The sequence below is a fragment of the Paenibacillus wuxiensis genome, from assembly GCF_040195695.1.
Classification (GTDB): Bacteria; Bacillota; Bacilli; order Paenibacillales; family Paenibacillaceae; genus Paenibacillus_B; species Paenibacillus_B suaedae.
In genome coordinates this window covers 69,947-92,366 of sequence record NZ_JBEFZI010000002.1, presented here as the reverse complement: position 1 = coordinate 92,366, position 22,420 = coordinate 69,947, and the positions used below count along the sequence as shown (strand labels likewise).

General features: G+C 41.7%; 17 protein-coding genes and 2 pseudogenes. 2 read left to right on the top strand and 17 right to left on the bottom strand.

The genetic code is table 11. The annotated features are described in order from the left end of the window. Nucleotides 1–180 precede the first annotated feature (180 nt). Nucleotides 181–1,038, top strand: a complete 858-nt coding sequence (locus tag ABN764_RS03685; protein ID WP_446670952.1) for a PhzF family protein — start codon at nucleotides 181–183, stop codon at nucleotides 1,036–1,038. Between the two features lie 188 nt (nucleotides 1,039–1,226). Then, nucleotides 1,227–1,424, top strand: a pseudogene (locus ABN764_RS03680) (transposase); the annotation flags it as partial. A gap of 108 nt (nucleotides 1,425–1,532) precedes the next feature. Here ABN764_RS03680 and ABN764_RS03675 read toward each other — a convergent pair. From ABN764_RS03675 to ABN764_RS03595, 17 genes and pseudogenes are all read right to left on the bottom strand, one after another. After that, nucleotides 1,533–6,749: an InlB B-repeat-containing protein gene (locus ABN764_RS03675; RefSeq protein ID WP_446670951.1), complete on the bottom strand. Its 5,217-nt coding sequence runs from the start codon at nucleotides 6,747–6,749 to the stop codon at nucleotides 1,533–1,535. 100 nt (nucleotides 6,750–6,849) lie between these two features. Further along, the gene (locus tag ABN764_RS03670; RefSeq protein ID WP_446670950.1) at nucleotides 6,850–7,800 is read right to left on the bottom strand and encodes a hypothetical protein; all 951 of its coding nucleotides are present in this window, start codon (nucleotides 7,798–7,800) and stop codon (nucleotides 6,850–6,852) included. Nucleotides 7,801–8,125: 325 nt separating this feature from the next. Further along, nucleotides 8,126–8,950 carry a carbohydrate ABC transporter permease gene (locus ABN764_RS03665; protein WP_021255544.1) on the bottom strand — a complete coding sequence of 275 codons (825 nt, stop codon included), beginning with the start codon at nucleotides 8,948–8,950 and terminating at the stop codon, nucleotides 8,126–8,128. 29 nt (nucleotides 8,951–8,979) lie between these two features. Continuing rightward, the gene (locus tag ABN764_RS03660; RefSeq protein WP_021255543.1) at nucleotides 8,980–9,879 is read right to left on the bottom strand and encodes a carbohydrate ABC transporter permease; all 900 of its coding nucleotides are present in this window, start codon (nucleotides 9,877–9,879) and stop codon (nucleotides 8,980–8,982) included. Nucleotides 9,880–10,060: 181 nt separating this feature from the next. Next, a complete protein-coding gene (locus tag ABN764_RS03655) occupies nucleotides 10,061–10,723 on the bottom strand; it encodes a bifunctional 2-keto-4-hydroxyglutarate aldolase/2-keto-3-deoxy-6-phosphogluconate aldolase (protein WP_446670949.1) in 663 nt (220 codons plus the stop codon). A gap of 41 nt (nucleotides 10,724–10,764) precedes the next feature. Further along, the gene (locus tag ABN764_RS03650) at nucleotides 10,765–11,742 is read right to left on the bottom strand and encodes a sugar kinase (RefSeq protein WP_446670948.1); all 978 of its coding nucleotides are present in this window, start codon (nucleotides 11,740–11,742) and stop codon (nucleotides 10,765–10,767) included. 667 nt (nucleotides 11,743–12,409) lie between these two features. Then, the gene (locus ABN764_RS03645; protein ID WP_446670947.1) at nucleotides 12,410–13,087 is read right to left on the bottom strand and encodes a hypothetical protein; all 678 of its coding nucleotides are present in this window, start codon (nucleotides 13,085–13,087) and stop codon (nucleotides 12,410–12,412) included. Between the two features lie 105 nt (nucleotides 13,088–13,192). Then, nucleotides 13,193–13,798: an amidase domain-containing protein gene (locus tag ABN764_RS03640; RefSeq protein ID WP_446670946.1), complete on the bottom strand. Its 606-nt coding sequence runs from the start codon at nucleotides 13,796–13,798 to the stop codon at nucleotides 13,193–13,195. Between the two features lie 294 nt (nucleotides 13,799–14,092). Beyond that, nucleotides 14,093–14,419, bottom strand: coding sequence for a hypothetical protein (locus ABN764_RS03635; protein ID WP_446670945.1), 327 nt, complete (start codon nucleotides 14,417–14,419; stop codon nucleotides 14,093–14,095). Nucleotides 14,420–15,201: 782 nt separating this feature from the next. Next, on the bottom strand, nucleotides 15,202–15,687 hold the full coding sequence (locus ABN764_RS03630; RefSeq protein WP_446670944.1) for an RNA polymerase sigma factor: 486 nt from the start codon (nucleotides 15,685–15,687) through the stop codon (nucleotides 15,202–15,204). Between the two features lie 308 nt (nucleotides 15,688–15,995). Further along, nucleotides 15,996–16,415: pseudogene (locus ABN764_RS03625) on the bottom strand (glycosyltransferase); the annotation flags it as partial. A gap of 345 nt (nucleotides 16,416–16,760) precedes the next feature. Further along, on the bottom strand, nucleotides 16,761–17,474 hold the full coding sequence (locus tag ABN764_RS03620) for a class I SAM-dependent methyltransferase (protein ID WP_446670943.1): 714 nt from the start codon (nucleotides 17,472–17,474) through the stop codon (nucleotides 16,761–16,763). A gap of 872 nt (nucleotides 17,475–18,346) precedes the next feature. Continuing rightward, entirely contained in the window at nucleotides 18,347–18,634 is a 288-nt protein-coding gene (locus ABN764_RS03615; protein WP_028532960.1) for a hypothetical protein, read from the bottom strand. 4 nt (nucleotides 18,635–18,638) lie between these two features. Further along, entirely contained in the window at nucleotides 18,639–19,715 is a 1,077-nt protein-coding gene (locus ABN764_RS03610; protein WP_021255538.1) for a DMT family transporter, read from the bottom strand. 150 nt (nucleotides 19,716–19,865) lie between these two features. Further along, nucleotides 19,866–20,621 (bottom strand): response regulator transcription factor, encoded by a 756-nt coding sequence (locus ABN764_RS03605; RefSeq protein ID WP_446670942.1) that lies wholly within the window; start codon nucleotides 20,619–20,621, stop codon nucleotides 19,866–19,868. A gap of 4 nt (nucleotides 20,622–20,625) precedes the next feature. Further along, nucleotides 20,626–21,804 carry a histidine kinase gene (locus ABN764_RS03600; RefSeq protein WP_446670941.1) on the bottom strand — a complete coding sequence of 393 codons (1,179 nt, stop codon included), beginning with the start codon at nucleotides 21,802–21,804 and terminating at the stop codon, nucleotides 20,626–20,628. A gap of 252 nt (nucleotides 21,805–22,056) precedes the next feature. Then, nucleotides 22,057–22,338 carry a BMC domain-containing protein gene (locus ABN764_RS03595; RefSeq protein WP_021255535.1) on the bottom strand — a complete coding sequence of 94 codons (282 nt, stop codon included), beginning with the start codon at nucleotides 22,336–22,338 and terminating at the stop codon, nucleotides 22,057–22,059. Nucleotides 22,339–22,420: the final 82 nt, after the last annotated feature.

Here is a 22,420-nt window from a genome sequence, read left to right as displayed (position 1 = left end):
AAAATATAAGGGAAACAGGAGGTAAGTCCTGCTTCCCTCAGACTGTAGACAAACTATTTTTGGAGAGTTCAGATGTAAAAAATAGTCTGTCTCTTGCTTTATAGCATATTTATCCAACAAAATTTATACGTAGTGCTTTCTATGCTACAATTTACTATAAGTGAGGAAGGAAGGTGTTTTATGAAAATATCCGTTTATGTTGCAAGTGCATTTAGCAAGGATCATAAAGGCGGAAATAAAGCAGGAGTGGTATTTATTGAGAATACATTGACCACTACTCAAAAAATGGAAATAGCCAAACAACTGGGCTATGCGGAAACCGCATTTATATCAGAATCTGAAATTGCTGATTATAAATTTGAGTATTTTACACCAAAAGAAGAAGTTGATTTATGTGGTCATGCCACAATTGGCTCTTTCGCGATACTGATGCATTTAAATAAACTTTTCAGGAATCGCTATACGATTGAAACGAACAGCGGTGTTCTTACTATTACTATAAAAGATGACATCATATTCATGGAACAAAACAAACCGATATTCTATGATGTTGTATCTCCCAACGAGTTCATCCACTGTTTTGATAGTAAAGCTATAGACAATAAATACCCAATTCAAATTGTCTCCACGGGCTTAAAAGATATTTTAATTCCTATAAAAAGCGAAACACGATTACATGCACTGCAACCTAATTTTGAAAAAATTAAAGAAATCAGCAAGTATTATAATGTTGTCGGGATGCATCTATATACTTTTAATGACAATCGAATTATATGCAGAAATTTTGCTCCACTATACGACATCAATGAAGAAGCAGCGACTGGAACTTCAAACGGTGCATTAGCTTGCTACCTTTATGAACAGCACTACTTGCAAAAAGAAGTCTATGTATTTGAACAAGGTTATTCTTTACAATCGCCTTCCGAAATATTAGTTAAATTAGCAACCAATAGCAAGAATGAAATAGAAAAAGTTTATGTTAGCGGCAAAGGCTATTACTGTGAAACTAAGTGTTTAAATGTAGAAAATATTGAGTGAAAATAAAAAAACACCGAATAAAAAGGTTGAGAAAATAATTTTTCAACCTCAGACTGTAGACATAGTATCTGATTATTCGATACTTTTTCTTGGTAAAATGGAGAAAAGGAGCCGATTTGATGTTGAAAAAAACAAGATATGAGTAAACGAGATCAAATTGGTTTTTATTCTTTAGATGATCTAGTTAACGATTATTTGGAACAGCTAAAGAATTTCATGGTCTTCGCTATACGAATATGATTGGTAAAGAAAAAATGCATATGAAAATTGGGCTTACTTTTGCTTGTCTAAATATAAAAAAATTAGCAAAAATCCTGAAATTAAGAGACCAAAAGGACTCTATTTTTTTCCTATTTCTGTGTTTTAATTCAAAAATAGAGAAATAGATAAAAAAACAAACACATTATTTAATTGAACAATGTGTTTGTCTTCAATCTAAGGGAAGCAGGAGGCAAATCCTGCTTCCCTATGAATTAGGAATGCCGCTATTGATTTTAGAGGTTATCCATTCTATCTTCTAATCTCGTAATAATAACCGAATAAACCTTCTCCGAGCTGTCTTGTGTAGTTGCCTCATCATACACAGAGGCCGTAACCGTTGTTTGATTCATCATTGCGCCTTTAGGGACTTCCAAACCCAATAGATCTTTCTCTAAAGATAGTTCTTTATCTCCAAGCCACTTCGCATATAATACGATATCGCTTGTAATCGTATCCGTAGCGAAATTCCACGCATTAGTTAATTCTGCATCTCGGAACCAGCCACCGAATTTACTTTTAGCTTTGGTTGGTGCTGTTGGCTCGGTGATTGTCTCCCCTATATCAGCAAACTTCATCGTAACTTCACTGCCACCATTGGAATCAAAAGTTACCGCATAAGGGTTGTGCACGCCGATCGAAGGTGCCCTATCGCCTAGTGGATTTCCAAAAAAGTCCGTTCTCTCTGTCATATGAGGCAGAGCGTTCGCACGATCAACATACGGGCTTATTACCTTGACACCTGAACCATAGGCTATGTTGTCGCCATCGGCAAGGCGGAATCCGTCCATCACACTGTAATCAAGCTTAGCATCAACGGTTCCACTGCTGGCAATCCAATGTTCCGGTGCAATCTTATAATCTTTCAATATGGAATATAGTTCATTTTCCGTTACGTAGCGGTTGGCAGCTGTTGTTACACCTGCACCTAAATATCCGCCCCCGCCTGCGTTCATACTTCCAAAAAGATTAGCTGGATAGACAATGTTGTTCGTAAACCGTCCGGCTTTAAATGGAGCGGAGGTTCCGCCACCTTTTAGACCAACGCTGCTGTTAGCACCAGTATAAGCAAATATGTTATTTTGGAAGTAAATATGCAGGTTGGAGGCCGCTGGGTCAAACACTAACGAACTGTTATTCTTCAATGAAGAGATGATGATATTGTTATAGAATAATCCGCTTAATTCTTCGCTTGTTGAAGAACCTCCCGCAAGTAATACAAGACTGTTATAACTCTTGTTAAAATCCGGGCTACGACCGTCGTTCACGCTAATGTTATAGCGAACGATGTTGCCCTTGGCAGCATTCATCTGCAAGTACCAACCGCCATAGTTGTTCCGGCTGTAGTTATATTCATACACATTGTCCTGACAATAATTGTCGATATCCCAAGCCATACCGTCATTACTTGCATGATAAGGGTTATCTATAGCTTCATTGTAGCGGAAAATCGTGCCTTTACTTGCCATAATCCAAGCTGCGGCATAGTTCTGTGAACCAAGATATGTTGGTGTTGTATTATTTGAACCCCAGTTCGGTACCAGTTTACCGCCCTTATCGCTTAAATAGCTGTATCCACTGTCCGTAACGACATTTCGTTCTACAAGGGAATTGTTCCCGCCGGACAGAACAATGCCATCTCCAACCGAACTAGAAACCCAGTTGTTTCTAAATACAGCGTTAGATGCCCACGGATAGCTTGAATTGCTCCAAGTGAGGCCCGTGTTGTTAGTCCCCGGGTTGTTTGGCCCATAAGCATTGTTGCGAATACCTTCATTATCGCAACGAAGGGTCTTATTGCCTTCAACCCGTACATCTACATAACCATTAATAATGATGCCGCCGGATATCTTACTCGCTCCATTCGCTTGATGCAGTCCATTTACATCATGAACATAGTTGTCTCGAATGACAATTCCTTGCATACGAGCATCCGCATAATCCTGAATGTTAAATTGACCTTGTCCCAACTTGGATATACGAGACATCACTGCAATACCGGAGCGGCCGTCACCTGCTGTAGTGCCGATGTTCGTGACTTCGATTCCACTGACTACCCAATAATTGACGTCGTACAACTCAATTGTACCGTTTAAGGAAATACCTGATGGGCTTGACGCAGTTCCTCCACCATTAATTATCGGTCGTTGGTTAGGATCGGTCGTATTATATTTAGTAAGTGTAATCGGATTTCTTTCTTCGCCGTTGCCGCGCAGTCTGATTTGTTCATTCCATACGCTGTTTGCATCCAAATAGATGGTTGAGCCTGGAAGGAATACGTTTTCATTTATTTTGGAAATGGATTTCCATGCTGTCTCCGGTGTGCGTCCATCTGCACTATCATCACCGTTATTGGAGAAATAATAATTACGTGTTTCACGAGGTACAATGTTCAGATCAAACGTAATTTCAGCAGGGTTGAGGTCGAGTCTAACGGTATATTTTCCTGGCACAATGTTGTTTCTAACAAATGCTTTTTTGAAAATGGTTAGTACATTGCCGCTAACCGTATAATCCACAGCTTGTTCCAAGGTTGCATCGCCGATTTTAACACCAGCTAGATCCGCTAAATCAGGATTCACGGTAATTTTATAATCTTCCAAACCAAGAACATAAGTGCTGTCTTCGGAGTGAGTGTACACTTTAGGTAAGAGATTTAATGTAACAGATGCTGTTGCTGTTTGGGCTGTTACTGCACTATCCATGACATATACGTCATCGATAAAATGCTTGTTCTGCATATCTTTAATCGTTCCGGCTTTATTGCCCCAGTTCGTAGCAAGCTGCAACGCATCAATCTTAAGAACATTGTTCGCTACATTAGTATTAAATGCGCTTCCATCTGCCATTTGTCTCTTTATTACTTGTCCATCAATTTTATAGGTTGTTCCCGTTGATGTAACGAACCATTGGAATTTATGCCAGCCTCTGCTGCGCTTCACGTCGACTGGATAGAACCTTCCAGTTGTTCCGATTCTAACCGCATAGTTGGTCTGGTTCGCCGCCCAGTTTCCATCCGCATTGCCGTAATTTATTGTGATATGTTCATTGGCCGACGGAGTTAAGCCGAATACCGCGTGATCACCGGATGCAGCCCCGCCATCGTCGTAGTACCAGGCAGTGACGATTGTTGTCTTGCCGGCTTTTGGAGCGTAATTATAGGTACCTGGGACAGTAGCAACCTGGCCAGCGCCACTCGTTGTCGCAGCCCTTGCTCCTGTGCGGGACATCACGTCACTTTGGACGTACCCGTTCTCACCATTCGTAAACTTCTTATCCCCTTCAAATCCATCGTAGAACATCGTGTCCGCCTTATTGAAGTAATCAACGCTGACATTCACGGTTACCACTTCGTTCTCTGTTGGAACATAGCCTTTCTTAACTGTTACCCATCCAGCACCATCAACTTCGATCTTTTCTTTGTCTTTATTTGCTGGGCTGAAGCTAATGTTATCAGCTACGAACATATCGGCAGTGTCAACAATTAGTCGTGCGCGCTCCCCTGCCTGTAAAGTTTCGTTCTGACGGACTAGCGCAATATGAGCTGAATATGCTGCACTCTCCCCTGATTCATCAGAATCCAAGAAGCGTGTCGTTGCGCTGCCGATCGCTCTAACTTTAAACGTATCATCAAAGCTCGGGGACATAGCTACATCATTACTTATTGCTGCGACGGGACTTCCTTGTGCAGTTCCGTTACTGAAGAGCTGAACCGAATATGCAGATGCATTAGCAACGCTTTCCCAAATAGCATAGGTACCGTTCCATCTACCATTTACCGGTGTAGATAAGTTCTCGATCGTTAATGTTCCATTAGCTGTAACTTCTTCACTTATGTTCTTTTCTGTATTTAGGACGATGGCTGAAACGGTGTAATTACCCGCTCCTAATGCCCTTGCATATGGCAGAACATGATGTCTTTCATGATTGTTCAGTTGGTCGGGATCCCCATTTTTAGATAAATAATAACCAACGGGTACACCATCTTTGAACAGTGTTATAAGGGTATCCCCGTAATTGGAACCGCCCGTATAAATACCCGTGTTCAGGTCAAGCCTCGGGTTAATTGGCGCATTCACCTGTGTATTTGTCTTAATCAACAACGGTGCTGCGTGGGACGTCACAACTCCCTCTGCCGTAGACACTAGACAATAATAAAACTTACCTTGCTGTGCAGCTGAGTCAACACTCGGCAACGTTAATACCGCATCATTGGCTCCAACTACTTCCGTCCCGTTCAAGCCTGTCTCGTCGTTGGATACATACCATTGGTATGATGCAGCAGCAGTTGATGCTGTAACGCTAAATGTTGCTGTCTCGCCTTGATTCACTTTCGCTGCTGTTGGTTGAGTGATTATTTCCAAATCTGACGCTCCACCTGGAGGTGCTAATTTCAATGTTAACGTTCTTGTACCTGTTACTGGAGCAACGTCTTTTACAACATAAAAGTCGTCGATAAGATGTTTGTTATTAACATAAGAAATGTTGCCTGATTGGTTATTCCATCCCCCAGCAATTTTAGGCTGAATGGTTGTACCGCTCTTCATCGCTTTGTAGATATCATACTTTGCTGAATCAGGAATTGGAATCCCGTCAATTTGCAAAGTCGCACCATTCGGTGTAATGAGCCACTCAAATTTATGCCAGCCTGTGGAACGTTCAACCCCGCTGTCTTTCCAACGTTTCGCTGCTGAGCCAGCTGATGATGGTGCAAATGCCCAAGTATATTTTGTCGGGTTATGAATAACGTCGACCTGTGAACTTTGATAGAATGTCCCGGCGAAGGTCGCGTTTTTACCATCCAAAATCGCAAATTGGGTTCTTGCAGTCGCTGTCTTCTCCTCATCTGGAAACGGGTCGTAATACCATGCCGTCATTTTATAGTTGCTTCCGGCAGGTAAAACCACGTCTTGGCTTACATTCTCCGTATTCGTTGAACTTGTTGGTGTAATCGCTTTCACACCAGTTCGCGACTGAGCATCAGACAGTGTGAATGATGAACCAAGTTTGCTCGTTGCTGTCAGCGGACCATTGTTGTTCTCGAAGTCCTCCATGAATAACACATCTGAGTCATGATAATAACTCGTCGTGGCTGTGATCGTCACCGGGATGCCTGGATCACCTGGGGCCGCAAAAGTATAACCATTTGCTAATGTAATGTTTCCATTATCATCAACAGTCAGTAAATTCGAATTGCTTGAATCATAGCTGAACGCATCGATAACCGGCCCTTTAATCAGATTGCTTAATGGTGCACCTTTGTAAGTAAGGTTCACTCTGCCTGCATGATCCGTCGCTTGTGTCAGTTCCAGTGCAACAGAGTCAAAAGATTCAACCACTCTCTCTGCAGCCGAAACGTCAGGTACAGGCATTAAACCAGTCAGACCTGAGAATGTCAAAGTTGCTGCCATAACAATCGATAAAGCTTTTTGCATCCATTTGGATCGTCTCATCTGGCAATCTCCTTTTCTATGAATTCATATTTATATAAATCTGAACCTATGAGAACCAAAATAGATTCAGATTTATATAAACGTAAGAATAGAATGTAACCTATTTCACTTCTAATTCATTGAATTGATTGCCGTTATACACAATCTTCGCCTTATCAGTTCTAGATGCAATCAACGCCCGCAAGTCAAATTCAGCCCGCCCGTATATCATGGAATCTTTCACTTTTTCCAGTGTAAGGTTGGTTATTTCCGGCTTTGTCATTAATGTGGCGATGACATCCTCACCCATGTATTTACCGATTACCGTCTCACCTACAGAGGCGGCCGCCAATGACTCCCAAAAGTGTAGAGATTCAGTATCATCCTTGGATATATCCAATCGATTTAGTACTTTCTCTTCCATTGCTTGTCCATTTGTTGCGAGCAGGACCGTTAATTCATCAGCAGTGCGAACATATTCTGCGCTCCTTGAAGCATATTCAACTTGTAACTCAGCATCGCCCATTTTCGTTTTTTTGACCTGGGTTTCAACCAACTCCGGCCAACGGGCGCCACTTACATATTGCATGTATTGGTATAAATCTAACTCAGGTAAACCGTAGTAAGTATCCCCTATATCCTCCATCTCAGCCCGCTTCTTGTTTTCGTCCTCCATGTCGGATTTCAGCTCGTCAAAACTTTTGTATGGGGCAATATCCCGCTCGTCAGCAATAATTTGCTCCTGTTTAACTCTTAGCAATGCAGTCATCGCAGATTTTTTGGCATACTCAGATGGTGTTTCCTTATTTTTTCCGTATTGACGTGTCCAGAAGCCTTCATCTACTTGCGTACCATAGGTTCTGTAGAAATAATCTACTGTTACCGCTCTCTGGTCGTTGATATAAAATAGAAATTCTTCATCTGTCACAGCGTATCCATCCACTGTAAATAACCAATTATCAGGCAATGCAGCTTTTTTGTTAGTTAAAATTATCATGAATACAGCAAGTACAATTAGTATTACGGCTGCAAACCATATCATAACTGTTGGTTTTCGTTTCACATAACCCATACCAACCCACCCTTCTAATGATCAATCTAGCTTTGCAGATTTAAATACTTTTAAGTGCATTTTAGGTTAGCTAAAATAATTAATATGAATATCCAACTTGTTTCTTCCTAATTAGATAAATTCGGTTTTATGGATAAAACCGTCTTTGAAAGCGCTTTTATTAATAAATATATCTATTTTCAGATGACCGACCAATTTCATATTTTGACCTTTTTCAGACGATTTTGACCGGATACTTTCCCCATAAAACAAAAGAAATGAACGCAATGGTTCATTTCTTCTCGTTAACTATCTATTTGCACTGCTTCTATCTTCTCGAGCATTTCTATCCCTTAACGCCTCCGAGCGCAATCCCCTCAATCACTTGCTTCTGCCCGATGATAAAGATAATGACCAGCGGCAAGATTGCTGACACAGCACCAGCCATCATCAAGGAATACGTATCTCCATATTGGTCACCGAACAATCTGATTCCAAGCTGAATGGTAAACAACTCTTTGCTTTTCAAGAAAATCAGCGGATACTGATAGTCGTTCCATGTCCAAATAAATCTGAGGATCGCATAGGTTGCGATGGCTGGACGAATAAGCGGCAACGCGATTTGGAAGAAGCTTCGCGCATGTCCGGCACCGTCTATTTTGGCTGATTCGATATATTCGTTGCTGACACTCATAAAGAATTGTCTAAGCATGAAAGCTCCAATTACGCTAAATCCGTTCAGCAAGATAAGACCAAGATGAGAATCAAACAAATGTAAGGAACGGAAGAGCAGGAACTGCGGAACTAATGAAGCTTGAGGTGGAACCATATAAAGCGCGAGGACGAGAAGAAACATCGTATCTCTTCCTCTGAACTGGATTTTGGAAAACCCATAAGCCGCAAGTGCGCACACCGATACATTGAGCACAGTGGTTGCCACTGTTACATAAATCGAGTTTGCATAATATTTGACGAAGCTGCCTGTCCACACTTCCGCATAGTTCTCAAGTGCATTCCAGTTTCTCGGAATCCATTCAATTGGGAATGTAAAGACATCCGCCTCAGGCTTGAATGATGTCGATAACATCCATATGAAAGGAAGCAGGAATAGAAGTCCTATAGCAGCCATAATCATTGTGAAAATGATCTTTGAAACCGAAATTTTTTTCATGGATATTGTTCCTCCGTTCTAGATCTCTTCTAGTAGTTAACCCATTTCTTCTGGGCAATCCATTGTCCGGCTGTTATGAATAAACAAATGAGGAACAATATGAGCGCCATCGAAGAGGCATAGCCTGTTTTCAACTGATTGAATGCAGTGTCATACAAATCGTAAACGATTACATTTGTTGAATTCGCAGGTCCGCCTTGCGTTAATACTTGAATGAGATCGAACACCTTGAAGGAACCGATGATTCCTGTTACTAGCAAGAAAAAGGTCGTTGGTGAAACATTTGGCACTGTGATCTGGCGGAATTTCACCCATGTTCCTGCGCCATCGATGTCCGCTGCTTCATACAGATCCTTCGGAATGGACTGCAGCGCAGCAATGTAAATAATAATGTTATAGCCAAGCATAATCCAAACTTGAATCATCATGAGGGATGGCAATGCATAATCGATATCTGCCAACCATTTAGGTGGATTCTCAATGCCAAATGACATTAGCAGCTGATTTACCGGACCTAATGATGGATGGAAAAGAACCTGCCATACCATTGCGACGGCAACGACACTGGAGATATAAGGCAAGAAATAAACAACCTTAAATCCATCTTTGAAATAAACATGTTTGTCAATGAGAATCGACAGCAACAGCGATAAGATCAAGGTTATCGGAACCGTTATGATAAAGACCAAGTTGTTCAATAAGCTTTGTATAAACACATCGTCTTGGAACAAACGAATAAAATTATCAAAGCCTACGAATTTAATAGCACCATATCCCGCTACGAAATTCCACTCCGTAAAGCTCAGCAATAGAGAGCACACAACAGGAATAAGTGTTAGGACCATTAATCCGATCATTAAGGGGGCTACAAACATATAGCCAGCTAGTGTCTCTCTAGCGCTAATTCCTAGTGATTTCTTACCTTTCATTCCTTATTCCTCCTCTGAGAAAATACGTCTTGTTCTATAGTGTCATTGTAATAAGAACGAAAGTCGCAAATAAGAACTAAAAACGTTCATTTTGAAACGAATTTTACTTTTCTCAGCTCATGCACTTGATAAAAAACAAGCGTTCTCTGAGTCTATCAAGAGAACGCTTCATATATTTATTTTATTTACGCGCTTGCTTAAATGCCTTCACATACTGATCAGCCTTGGCACGAACGAGTGTATAATTGCCTGTTTCAATGGCTTCCTTCGTAAGATCCGAACCAATTCCTACTGCAAATGCACCTGCTTTGATCCAGTCACCCAAGTTCTCTACATTCACTCCGCCGGTCGGCATTACATTCGCGTGAGGCAATGGGCCTTTGATATCCTTGATCATCCCTTGCCCGAATTGACTTCCCGGGAACAGCTTTACGACATCCACTCCTAAATCTAGAGCGCTTTGGATATCGTGAATGGTCATAACGCCCGGCAGGATTGGAACGCGATAACGATTGCACAGCTTAATCGTATCTGGATTCAACGTAGGGCTTACTACAAATTCAGCGCCGCTTAGCATTGCTTGGCGTGCCGTTTCAGGATCGAGCACCGTACCGACGCCAATTATCGCATTCTGAGATGAATCAGGATGATTCCATGAATAATGGTTGGCAAGCTCTTCGATCGCCTTAAGTGCATGCGGAACCGTCATCGTAATCTCAATCACCTTAATGCCGCCAGCAATGGCTTCCTCGGATAGTCGCACCACCTGCTGCCAATTCTCTCCCCGTAATACCGCTACAACTCCTTCTTCATGAATCCGATTAATGATGCTCAGTTTCTTCAATTTCCTCTCCTGCCTTTCATTTAAAGATAGATTCATTGGACTTAACGTTCAACATGCACTTTTCTACTAAGCTTCGCTTCTACCTGTGCCATTGTTGGGAGACCCTGCCAATCGCCTTCCGTCTGGATCACCATAGATCCAAGCAGATTTCCGATGCGAACAGATTCCTCAAGGGATTTATTTCTTAGTAAACCGCTAAGGAAGCCGGCACAGAAGGCATCGCCAGCACCAACGGTGTCTACTACGTGATCAGCAGCAAAATAAGGAATTCTAGCTTCCTTTCCGCCCTGTAATAAAACGTTTTCATAATCTCCGCCCTTGACGACGCATACGTTGCCAAGCTCATGCAGCTTCGCGAACAAAGTACTTTCGTCGTTAATTCCATAGAGAAGCTTCAATTCATCAAGCCCTGGCAGGAAATAGTCTGCTTCCGCCGCTAGAGGCAGAATGAATTGCCGAGCCTTCTCCACGCTCCAGAGCTTCAGGCGCAGATTTGGATCAAAGCTGACTTTAACGCCATGCTTGCGTGCAAGACGCACAGCCTCAATAACTGCTTGACATGCCGTTTCGCTTATTGCCATCGTAATGCCGGTTACGTGCAAAATGCGAGCACCTGCTATGTACGCCTCATCCAGCATATCAGGCGACATTAGACTCGCAGCCGAATTTCGCCGAAAATAATAAACGGAGGATTGTCCGGCTATTACCTCACGCATCATGAGACCCGTTGAAGCAGCAGTTGTGCACTTCACGCGTGAGACATCAATGCCTTCGCCCCGCAATGCTTTGATCATCATCGTCGCCAGCGGATCTTCACCTAGTTGAGAGAACCATCCGACACGAATGCCAAGCCTAGCCAAACCGATGGCTACGTTGGTTTCGGCCCCACCAAGGGTGCATTCCAACGTATGGCTGTATTCGATTCCTTTATTTCCCGTCGGCAGCATGAGTGCCATCGATTCCCCAAAGGTAACTACCTCAGGGCTTGCTTGCATATGGGACATACTTTGATCCTTCATCGACTTCCCTCCCCTTAGGTAATGAAAAGACTGTCATGGGTAATCCATAACAGTCCCCATTTTATGGGTTAATTCTATTGAATCGTTCATTCGGTCAATGCTTTTCAGGATTTGGATGATACATAACGAATATCCATGTTTATACTTTCGGCTATACATATATTTGGTTCTAATCCAAAGCTTATAAATATGATTGTCTTAACTATACACAGTCGAATTTTGCGGTACAGGACATATATTCGTGCATTCTCAAACGAATTTGACATGTTTACAAAAAAAACGACCCAAATGCTTGGATCGAAATGTGTAAGCTATTTCTATATTTGCTCCATGAAACGAAAAAAAGCTTTTTATAGTTACCCTTGTGGGAACATAAAAAGCTTTACTCTGCAATCGCTCAATGAGTACATGACCCAATACAATTCTGATCGCCACCAATGAAAATGGAAATTAAAGAAGCTGACTCCACTTGCAATAAGCGTAAGTGTATCCATTCTACATAGGACATGTAGAATGGGGTATTCTGCTCTGGCAGAATGGCAACTAAGGGAGAATGCCTGTCTAGTTGACTACTCCACACTTGGACTATGTTAATGGATTGAATGGATTCGTTGTGCTTAACATAGAGCGTATGGTACAGGATGGAATACTGCGAGGTGATGAGACGCTAATTAGCGTTAATTTCCAGTTTCTTTACCCATTCATTATTGTTCCAAATATCGGGGTTATCAATGGTCTGATTCTCTCCACGCACCATAGAATCATAACTATCCTTTCCACTAGAATACCAATCCGTAATTACTAACCTTCCATTCAAGTTCTGTACAAGAAATTCAGTCGGTTCTGCAAAGCTGCCTACATCCTTTTTCACGCGCGTGTCTAGTTTGAAGTAGAAATAAGGGTTATCTTCACCAACAAGCTCCACTTTTCTAGCACCAACATCGATATCTGTCACCAAATTATCGGTTAGTTTGTTCTTACGGAATAATTCATGCTGGGAAGTAACTTTCTTTTGCATATATTGTTTCAGGCTTTTATTATCAAAGAAAGCATTCAAGTTGATATCTGTGCCGTTCCAAATCGCCTTGTAATATGCAGACAGAGCACCCTCACACATTTCATAAGCGGTTTTATAATCCCAAACAGACAGACCATTTTTATCTTCTGCTAAAAATTCGAGAGAACTCTTCAAAGCATTCTCTTTCGTGATGGTTGAATTTTCTGTGTTTTTGGCTATCTTCACGTTGACTTCCATAGGAGTATTTTTTTCGTCGATATTCCCAGCAGCATTATTACACGCGCTTAGAGCGAATATAAGCACTAATAACAGGCAAACACGTTTCATTCTTTTCCCTCCCGTAAAAAATAATGATCATGGAGCAGCCATTAGGATTGATGCACACCACTTCTATAAGAATAGTTTGAAGTGATGTGCATCCTTCTTCAAATTTTACTTATAATAGCCAGACAATTTGATAACTCTTTTGCTATCACCTGGATAGACTTCTTCTGCCTTCTTGTTATTATTATATGAACCTTTTCCACTACGACCGGTTACCAATGCTCCTAAAACTAAAGCCGTATTAGTCTCGTAGTATTCCGTGATTATAGTTGAATGCCTCCAATTGTTATATGAACCACTCAGATAGAATTGCAGGATATCTCCAATAGCATATGGGTAACCTGAATTAGGATTATATTTGAATGTTGAGTAAGTAGTTGCGGAACCAGCCGGTCCTTTTGTAGTATTGTTCACCAGAAAATCATGCAAGTTAGGGACACCTGACCAGGATGAAGAACGATTGCTCAGACTTCTGTAGTACCAACCCTTAGAGGAAATACCTGATCCATTTGTGTCATAGGGAATTGCGCCGCCAGCAAGCAAAGCATGAGATACAAAGTTAGTACAATCCCAATTTCCGGATATCTGAGAAAAATCGTAATAAGATACATTAGATCCGCCACTTGCAGGTGAATCTTTAGCCTTGTTGTTTTTTGCATAGTTGGCTATGGCTGTCTTATTTAACGAAGCAAGGGTAGCCAATGGTGTTATCACTTGATTGGTTGCCTCCACCCCGTCTTACTAGTCATTTCTACTGGAAGTTCTCGATTAACCGAGAAATAATCAGTAATTTTTTTCTCAAGTTCCGTTTGTTTTTCGGCAATATTGGAGCTTTCTGAAATAGAGTTCATTGTAAGGTTACTTGAATGATCCACTGATCCTCTGACAAATTCATCATAATAGTCATCTGGCATATACCAATCGGACATCGTTAATCCCGTATCAGTATAGGTAAATACCACATTCGATACCTCGCCAAACCCAGACTGTACCTCCATTCCGACATAATTAAATGAAGCTTCTGTACTGATTGTTAGGAGAATCCCTTCTTTGGTCACTTCTGAAGATAGCAAGTTGAATGTTAAGATCTGTGCCAAGATCAATACGTTCATAATAATTTTTCAAAATATCTTTTGCCATAGAAAAACAAGATTCAACCGCTGACAAATCTAAGACATTCGATGAAGACTTATCGTTCAAATCATTGAGCTTATCAGATGATAGCAAAGTATCTTCAACAGGGCTCAAAGGCGAGTTGCTCTCAGCTAGAACAGTAGAACTACCCAAACTACTGACAAGTGCTGCAACGAGTGCAACAGTTAATAGCTTTTTCAATGATACGTCATTCCCTTCCTTTAATTTGTACCACATTAGTTCGCGGACAATCTGCTCTCAGTCGTAGCTATCAGGTAATGATTTAAACAAAAACAATGAATAACTTGCCTAGCATCGACTCCTCACTTTTAATATTAGTAAGAAGGCTAATCTAAGAGTATAAAATCGCTTGTATGTAACTCCTTACCTTAAAAAAGACGCTCATACGCTTATATGTGCAACACAATTATTCAGATTTTATTTCAACAAAACTGTTGGTACCTATGATTGATCGGACGCGAAAAGTTTGTATTTGGTTGCATAAATTAGTAAGAGTTTTTCTGCGACAATCGAATGTCGCTATAGTGAGTTCAAAGCGAGGGTACCGGGACGAGAAAGGAGGTGAAACTGCGGAACATCTTGATTTTATCAAAAAGACACTACAATGAATTGAACAACGTCAACTAGCCCAACTGCTTCCGGCGGGTTTATGCCGCTGTCTTTTGAGAGTAAGAAGGAATCCGAAGTGATATAACCGGGTTGTGGTCGCCTAACAAGTAAATTCAGAAATAGTACTCTAACAGCTTTCACTGACACAATGGATAAAAGAATGGCAATTAAACATATAGATAACCCCAGTGCAATCTTCAATACTGAAACAATATTAAAAAAACTGAAGATTCTACAAAGAAAAATCCCCCACTTTACTCGTTTCTCAAAATCCCTACTAACTGATTTAGGCCATTTTGAGCAGTAATTCATCATACTCATCCATTAGAGCCTGATGACTCCCTGAAATTTTTTTAGTCACTCTCCCTCACCTCAGTTTTCAGGAGATTCAATGCCCTACGTCTGGCTCGTGTTAAATACTGTCTAACGTTATTCACAGGGATACCCAAATGCCGAGAAATTTCACTATCTTTCATATCCATATTGTACTTGTAATAGAGCAAAGTTTTATCGCGATCTGTCAGCTTAGACAGCCTACTAAATATCTCCTGTCTGTCTTCTCTCCTGAATATCAATTCTTCTACGCTCAGTTGGGAGTCGGGAAGTTGATTAAACATATCATCGGTTTGTGCTGTACTGACCAATATTTTCTGCCGCTCCTTTGCTCTAATATAATCGACACCCATGTTTCTAATAGAATAAATGATGTAAGAAGTCTTTTTGCAATTTTCCATGGTTTGTAAAAGGGGAGTTTTTGGTATCAGTTTTAGGAAAACGTCTTGAATTAAATCATCCACGACATTGTAATCATTGGTTACTTCGTAAGCTTTCTTTCTCATAAAAGGGTAATACTAGTAAAATAAATCAAATAAGAAATCTTTATCTTTTTCTTCCTCAATGACTGAAAAAAGAAGCAATAGCATCTCTCTAACCGCCATTCTGAAATAGGTTCATTACTTTCTATATTAGTTCATTTGGAACTATATGTAAATAAATTCATTATTATGCAGAGTTACTTCATTACAAAGTTTTTAAGCTTTAGATCCATAGCTACATTAACGATTCATAAAACGAAAAAAAGCTTTTTATAATTACCCTTTCGGGTGAACATAAAAAGCTTTACTCTGCAATCACTAATGCAATTCGTTTAAAATTTTTCGGGAAACTGTTTGACAATGCCTTCTGTCAGGATGTCGGCTAAATGAATCATATGGATCTCGTTTTTGTCGGTTGCTGCAATATCCGCTTTCCAATCTCCTTTGAGACAGCTCAGCACGATTTCCGTAATCAATTGAAGGTGCGTATACAGCATATCCTGAAGCTCTTTAAACTGCCAGTTCGGATTCGCATCGCTCAAAAATTTTGCGATCTCATCAGCGTTTTTATGCCAGTCTTCCTCTAGCCTCTTCACATCTGCCTGGTTGCCCGCTTTGGCCGCCTCTACGATTTTAACCGCGATTAAAATATGTTCTCTTAGAATTTCAGCCAGCTTATTGCCTGCGGCTTCCCCGTAATAAGGTTTGATTACATTTCCAATATCCTGCTGGTTCCGTAAAAGCCGATCCATGCACCGTAGTTTATCTCGGAGAGCTTGTAACACGCTAATCTCGAAGTTAAGGGATATCCCGGATTACTCACAAAAAGAACTCTCCAGACACAGAGAATGGCGAAATGTAAACGAATATAAACTAACTGCATCTGTACTGGATCGACGGATCAAACAAGCAAAACACTCAGGCTCCTTCTCTGAGAGGGACAATCGCATTCCTAAAGAGAAGAAGAATATTGTGGTAGCGAGTTCAAAAACAAGTTGATCGATGAACCGCATACTACGTTCCAAATCGAACGTTGAAAGGGTTCCCTTATGATAACGCCGTTGCTGAGGCATGAAACTGATGGTTCTTATAAGCTCCTAGCTTTTTCTCTTAAATAGTGCAGTCAATAAAGCTTCAGTACCGAATACATGACTTGGTTGTTTAACTTCTCTCATTTTGCGCATCTCAATAACTTCAAAGTCATGGAATATTAATTTCAGCTTATCTTCGGTGAATCCTAAACCTCCTTTTAAACTTCTTACCCGATACACGTCCCAATCTGACATCTCGGCCCCGCCGAATTTGCCACCTAAGACAAAACAAGTAATGGCAAATAATCCATCAGGTTTTAGGGCTTTATTTATTAATTCCAAGTAGCTGATTCTACGATGCGGTGTGATATGATGCAGGCAGCCTGAATCATAAACAATGTCATATGAAGCCTCTTCAATATCCAACTCAAAAATGTTCTTATGAAGAAAATTCACCGTTAATTCCTTTTCTTTTGCCCGCTCTTTTCCCCATTCAATTGCTTCCTTCGATAGGTCTATGGCATCCACAGTACATCCACGCTCTGCTAAGTATATGGCATTACGGCCAGGACCACAGCCAAGTTCAAGCACCTTTCCAGGGTTTAATCGTTTGTTTTCGAAATACCCCACTAAATTCTCGTCGGGAACATTCACAAAGAAGGGAATGGGTTTGCCCCTATCGGAGTAAAATTGATCCCAATTAAACTTGGATTGTTCCTTAAGAAGAGTGTCCAGCATTTCAAACACATGTTCTTTTCTGTAAATAATCTCCTCTTGCATATACTATTCCTCCTTATTTTTGAAATGAAAATGAATGGATAACAGAGGATAAATGGAACTTCGATACTGATTCCATTTTCCAAGCCAGGGGCCTGATAGGCTTCACCTTGTCTTAGTCGGGTCATGTCTATAAGTGTGTTCTCAGCTACAAATTTATTTGTTCTGAGGCTTTGGTTGGAATGCCTCGGCCGTTATCAGAAACCGTTGCACTTCCATCCTCATGCTTTCTGCTTTCCCCTAATAAATGCTTGGTTATCTCTGACATCGGACATGCTCAAGTAGTCGCTGGTCTCCAGCAATTCCGAGCTTGCAGCGAGAAGCAATAAAATGAATATCATATCCAGACCTCTTATAGAGCCCAGAGTATGAGATCAGCGCGACAACGCCGCTTTCAATATTGGTTTGTAAGTCATGGTGAGGTTTCCGTACCAACGATTGAACCGTTTCTTGAAGTTATTTGACCTATCTTTTAAGAAATTTCAATTTCAACCGAAATATTATCATTCACCGCTTTCATCATTTTATGTTATTACGTAATTACATTTTATCATGGGTATGTCCAGTTGTATATAATTTCCTTTCCTTACCCTTCAAGAAAAAAAGATTGGACCAAAGTGAATTGGTCAAATCTTTTGTGTAAGTTAAACTATTCTGCTCGTTATCTTAATGAAGTATCGTCAGTCTATCGCTTTATTTTTTAGTCTAGAACTTTATTTTCTTCTGACATCTGGAAGAATGGTCGCCCATCAGATAACTTCAATTTCGTATTTGAAAAATGGACAACAAACATAAAGAACTCCCGCGGTATAGTATTTCACGGGAGTTCGTCTTCAATCTGAGCCCGGCCTTAGGCCTGGTTGTGTGAAGTTGTTTTATTTTTGCGTCCACTTTTTAGGCAAATATTTATTGATCGTATGAATTCCCTCATCGTTGATTGCATAGTACATACATAATTCCCCGTTAGCATCCAGCTCGTAATGAACCTCGTCAATCAGTCCGTTAGCCTGCAAGGACAGCATATGATCCAGAAAGTTTGCTCTTGTAAATTGACGTTCTCCACCATATTCGCTTTTCAATGCGTCCATTGCATCATCAATATTTGCCTGCTGCACAGTGGACATGAAAAGCAGCACCCGGGAGCGAATCGGCAACAATGGCATTTGCTTACGCCTCCTTCTTCTTGAACAGATCCATTGGATTCATCGAAACTAAAAGCGCGCCAAGTGTAATAATAACTGCGCCGGCAATTATTGTTGGAGTCAATGAACTACCGAGGAAGATAGCAGCAAAGACAACCCCCCACAGTACATAGGTAATATTGAGCGACATTCCGACTGCAACACCAACCATACTATTGGCCATATACCACGTCAGGAAAGAGATTGCCGTAAACAGGGCTGCAGCCGCAATAATGAGCATAGGCGATACGGAGCCAAGTACGGAAGTAAAGAGATCTGTCGCGCTGAAGATAGGTATCAGCACAGCAATATATACGAGTCCGGAAACGCCCTCGCGAATGGTAATGGCGATATTGGAATCAAGCATAGACATCCCGAAAGTAGCAAATACGCCTTCCAATCCCCAGCCAAGCGCGGCCACCAGAGCAAAAATAATGCCTAGTGTGAAATTATCCACGCCACCTTCAGGCTTGACATAAGAAATGAGCGCAGCTCCGATAACACAGATGAACATGCCGACGGCCACCCGTTTATCAATTTTCTGCTTAAGGAACATTCGCGCGAAAATAGCACCAAACATCGGACAAAGCGCCGAAATAGGAATAGCCGCCGCTCCAGCCATATCAATTCCAACCAGATAGGCCCCGTTGGCGATTGGACCGCCAAACACCGCGGCAATTGCGACCATCAACCCTGGTATTGTTACCAGACTGCGGCCAATTTCTTTGATCATCCCATTCTTGAAGTTCCAAATCAGAAGCCAGATCGCCGCCAAAGCATCGTTGATCGCCGATGCCACTATAGGCGCAGCAAACGCTCCTACGACCCCCAGAAAAGGCTCCTTCATCATAGCCAGGGCAACGACGGTACTGTAAAGGCCGAACGTTAACCCGGAAATCAGTCCGTAAGCGATTCCATTTCTTCGGAAACGACTGTTCATCTTTTGTTTCAGCATGCCGGCCGAAGCCACTGCTTCCTTCATCATCCATACACCTCTGTTAAGTAGATTTGTCTTCGTAGATGTATCTTCATTGTAAAGCAATGCGGCCATTTCGCCTGTCACTAACCGTACCTCTTATTTGGACTTCCTGAATCACTTTTTTCTTCAATCTGGTACTTTTCGTACTTTTAGGACGACATCGTAAAATAAAAAAACTCCGGCCCGATATTTAGTCGGGCCGGAGTATCCTTGATTCTATCCTATAAAGCGTTTTTACACTCGCGCTAGAGCACTTTTTTTGTATTCCTTCGGTGTCATTTTCATTTGCTTGTAGAAAACTCGGTTGAAATAAGACGGATCGGTAAAGCCGCATTCTGTGGAGATGCGATAGGCGGGATACCCGGTAGTCTCAAGCAGCTTGCAGGCATGTGCAATCTTGAGCTTGTTCACATAATCCGTATATGTAACGCCGAGCTCCCTTTTGAATATGCGGCTAAAATATTGAGCATTCATGTACACATGACTCGCCACCATTTGCAGGGTCAGCTTATCTTTGTAATTCTGCTGAATATAATCGACGGCTTCTTGAATAAAGCGCTGACATTCTTGAGTGGATTCTATCAGATAAGTTTCTGTTACACCATCTTCTTCTGATTGAGCGGCCCTCTCCAGCCCCTTACGAATCAATTGCCGCAATTTGTCCGGCTTGACAGGCTTAAGCAGATATTCGTGTACCTGCAGACTGATTGCCGCCTGTGCATAGGAGAAATCCGAGCTGGCCGACAAAATCGTCACGCAGGCGTTAGGGAGAAAGCGGCGAATTTCCTGCAATGAGGATATTCCGTCCATTTCAGGCAGCATGATATCCATAAAAATAATATCCGGCCGATATTGTTTGGCGAGCTTAATCGCTTGCATACCCGTATCGCAAATAAGCAGCTTATCTTCAGCACCCAGAATTTCCTGCGCGATGGATTGAAGAAACTCTAGTTCTATCGGTTCATCTTCAACAAACATAACTACGCTCATTGCATCACCTCGCAATTGGTTGGGTGGGGATGCGGATGTTAACCGTGCTCCCGCTGTAATCCGATTTCATAATCGATAACCCATACTCTTCTCCGAAATAACGCTTCAAACGGCTGTCGGTACTCCGGAAGCCAACACCGATTTTGCTGTCCGGCTGATGAATGAGCTTGAGTACCTCCGGTGAGAACCCGTTACCGTTGTCTATTACAGAAATGGTGATATCATTTCTGTACTTTTCGGCAATCAGACGAATGGTTCCTCCGTCACGCTTAGGGGTAATCCCATGTATGACTGCGTTTTCCACAATAGGCTGAATCACCAAATTCGGAATGCGATAAGCCTTTAATTCATTCGGAACAATGATTTCATACTGCAGGCGATTTTTGAAGCGCGCCTTTTGTATATACAAATACTTCTCAATGTTATCCAATTCGGATGCGATGGTATGAAGCTGATCATCCTGCTTCACATTGTATCGCAGCAAGTCGGACAGGCAATAGATCAATTCCTCCGTCGTATGGGAGTGTTCGAAATAGGCGATGCGGGCAATGGAATTCAACGTATTGAACAGAAAATGTGGATTGATGACGAGAGACATGTTTTTTGCTTCTAAGTCAATCACTTTCTTCTCCAGTATTTCCTTTTCCGCAGACAGACGATTGATAATCCCTGTGTTGTCCTGCGCGCTTTCGGCGATGTCGAGCGCAATATTCCTTGCAATATGATGGCACAGCTGCTCGTGAATATCCGCTTTATCTTTGTCAATGGTTGGAAAAGCTGATATCGCCTTCGCGACAACTTCCAAATCCAGCCCCTTCATTTCAGCCAATTCCGCCGTGTTAATCAGATACTTCTGATACTCCCTCTCCTGGGAATACGCTTGCATCCCCGATATGAAGCCAACAACTTCATCTTTGACCATAATAGGCAGCAAAATGTTCTCCAGGCCGTAACAGCAAACAAATCGCCCCTGCTCGCCGGTATTAAAGCGCTTCAAATAATCTGCACAAGGTCGCGTAGGATTCTCCCAACAAAAATGCCTGCAGAAATCAGGGGACGGATTGAACTCTAGCAAAACGTCTCCATTGTGATCGTGCAGCAGCAGCGAGAACTTGGAAAGAGACAGGATGCCGCTGTATCGTGCGTATACTTTGGTTGCGATCGGACTATCGGTTTTCAGCATAATCTCGTTGCACCCTTTCACCGAAAATGAACGGGAAAATAGACGTCACATGCTAAATTTTTCACAATATAATATCTCTATTATAACAATTTACAAACTGTTTGGAAATAGTACATCCCCCTTCCTCAAAGCTCTATTTATAGAAATACACCACTTCGACAAGCTTTCGACAAGCGGATTGTTACAGACAAATATAAAAAGACCAAAACCCGTTTTACCGAGTTTTGGCCCTTTGCAGAACATCGATATAAATTATAGCTTAGCAGCGGGAAGAATAATTTCCACTTCACTGTGAGGACGAGGAATCACATGTACGGATATCAGTTCCCCTACACGCTGTGCGGCTGCGGCACCAGCGTCCGTTGCCGCTTTTACTGCTCCTACATCGCCTCGTACCATTACGGTGACAAGGCCGCCGCCTACCATCTCTTTGCCAATCAGGGTGACGTTGGCTGCTTTGACCATAGCGTCCGCTGCTTCGATAGAACCTACCAAACCTTTTGTTTCAATTAACCCCAATGCTTCTGATTTCATGATACATTCCTCCTAAGAGTTTTGTGAGAATAAAGCGCTAGCTCACCGAGCAAAACTTGCTTCGGAAGCATAGGCTTAGTTT

Coding starts and splice junctions, on each gene's coding strand:
- ABN764_RS03685 (WP_446670952.1), top strand. CDS start 181: ATGAAAATATCCGTTTATGTTGCAAGTGCATTTAGCAAGGATCATAAA.
- ABN764_RS03675 (WP_446670951.1), bottom strand. CDS start 6,749: ATGAGACGATCCAAATGGATGCAAAAAGCTTTATCGATTGTTATGGCA.
- ABN764_RS03670 (WP_446670950.1), bottom strand. CDS start 7,800: ATGGGTTATGTGAAACGAAAACCAACAGTTATGATATGGTTTGCAGCC.
- ABN764_RS03665 (WP_021255544.1), bottom strand. CDS start 8,950: ATGAAAAAAATTTCGGTTTCAAAGATCATTTTCACAATGATTATGGCT.
- ABN764_RS03660 (WP_021255543.1), bottom strand. CDS start 9,879: ATGAAAGGTAAGAAATCACTAGGAATTAGCGCTAGAGAGACACTAGCT.
- ABN764_RS03650 (WP_446670948.1), bottom strand. CDS start 11,742: ATGAAGGATCAAAGTATGTCCCATATGCAAGCAAGCCCTGAGGTAGTT.
- ABN764_RS03645 (WP_446670947.1), bottom strand. CDS start 13,087: ATGAAACGTGTTTGCCTGTTATTAGTGCTTATATTCGCTCTAAGCGCG.
- ABN764_RS03630 (WP_446670944.1), bottom strand. CDS start 15,687: ATGAGAAAGAAAGCTTACGAAGTAACCAATGATTACAATGTCGTGGAT.
- ABN764_RS03620 (WP_446670943.1), bottom strand. CDS start 17,474: ATGCAAGAGGAGATTATTTACAGAAAAGAACATGTGTTTGAAATGCTG.
- ABN764_RS03615 (WP_028532960.1), bottom strand. CDS start 18,634: ATGCCATTGTTGCCGATTCGCTCCCGGGTGCTGCTTTTCATGTCCACT.
- ABN764_RS03605 (WP_446670942.1), bottom strand. CDS start 20,621: ATGAGCGTAGTTATGTTTGTTGAAGATGAACCGATAGAACTAGAGTTT.
- ABN764_RS03600 (WP_446670941.1), bottom strand. CDS start 21,804: ATGCTGAAAACCGATAGTCCGATCGCAACCAAAGTATACGCACGATAC.
- ABN764_RS03595 (WP_021255535.1), bottom strand. CDS start 22,338: ATGAAATCAGAAGCATTGGGGTTAATTGAAACAAAAGGTTTGGTAGGT.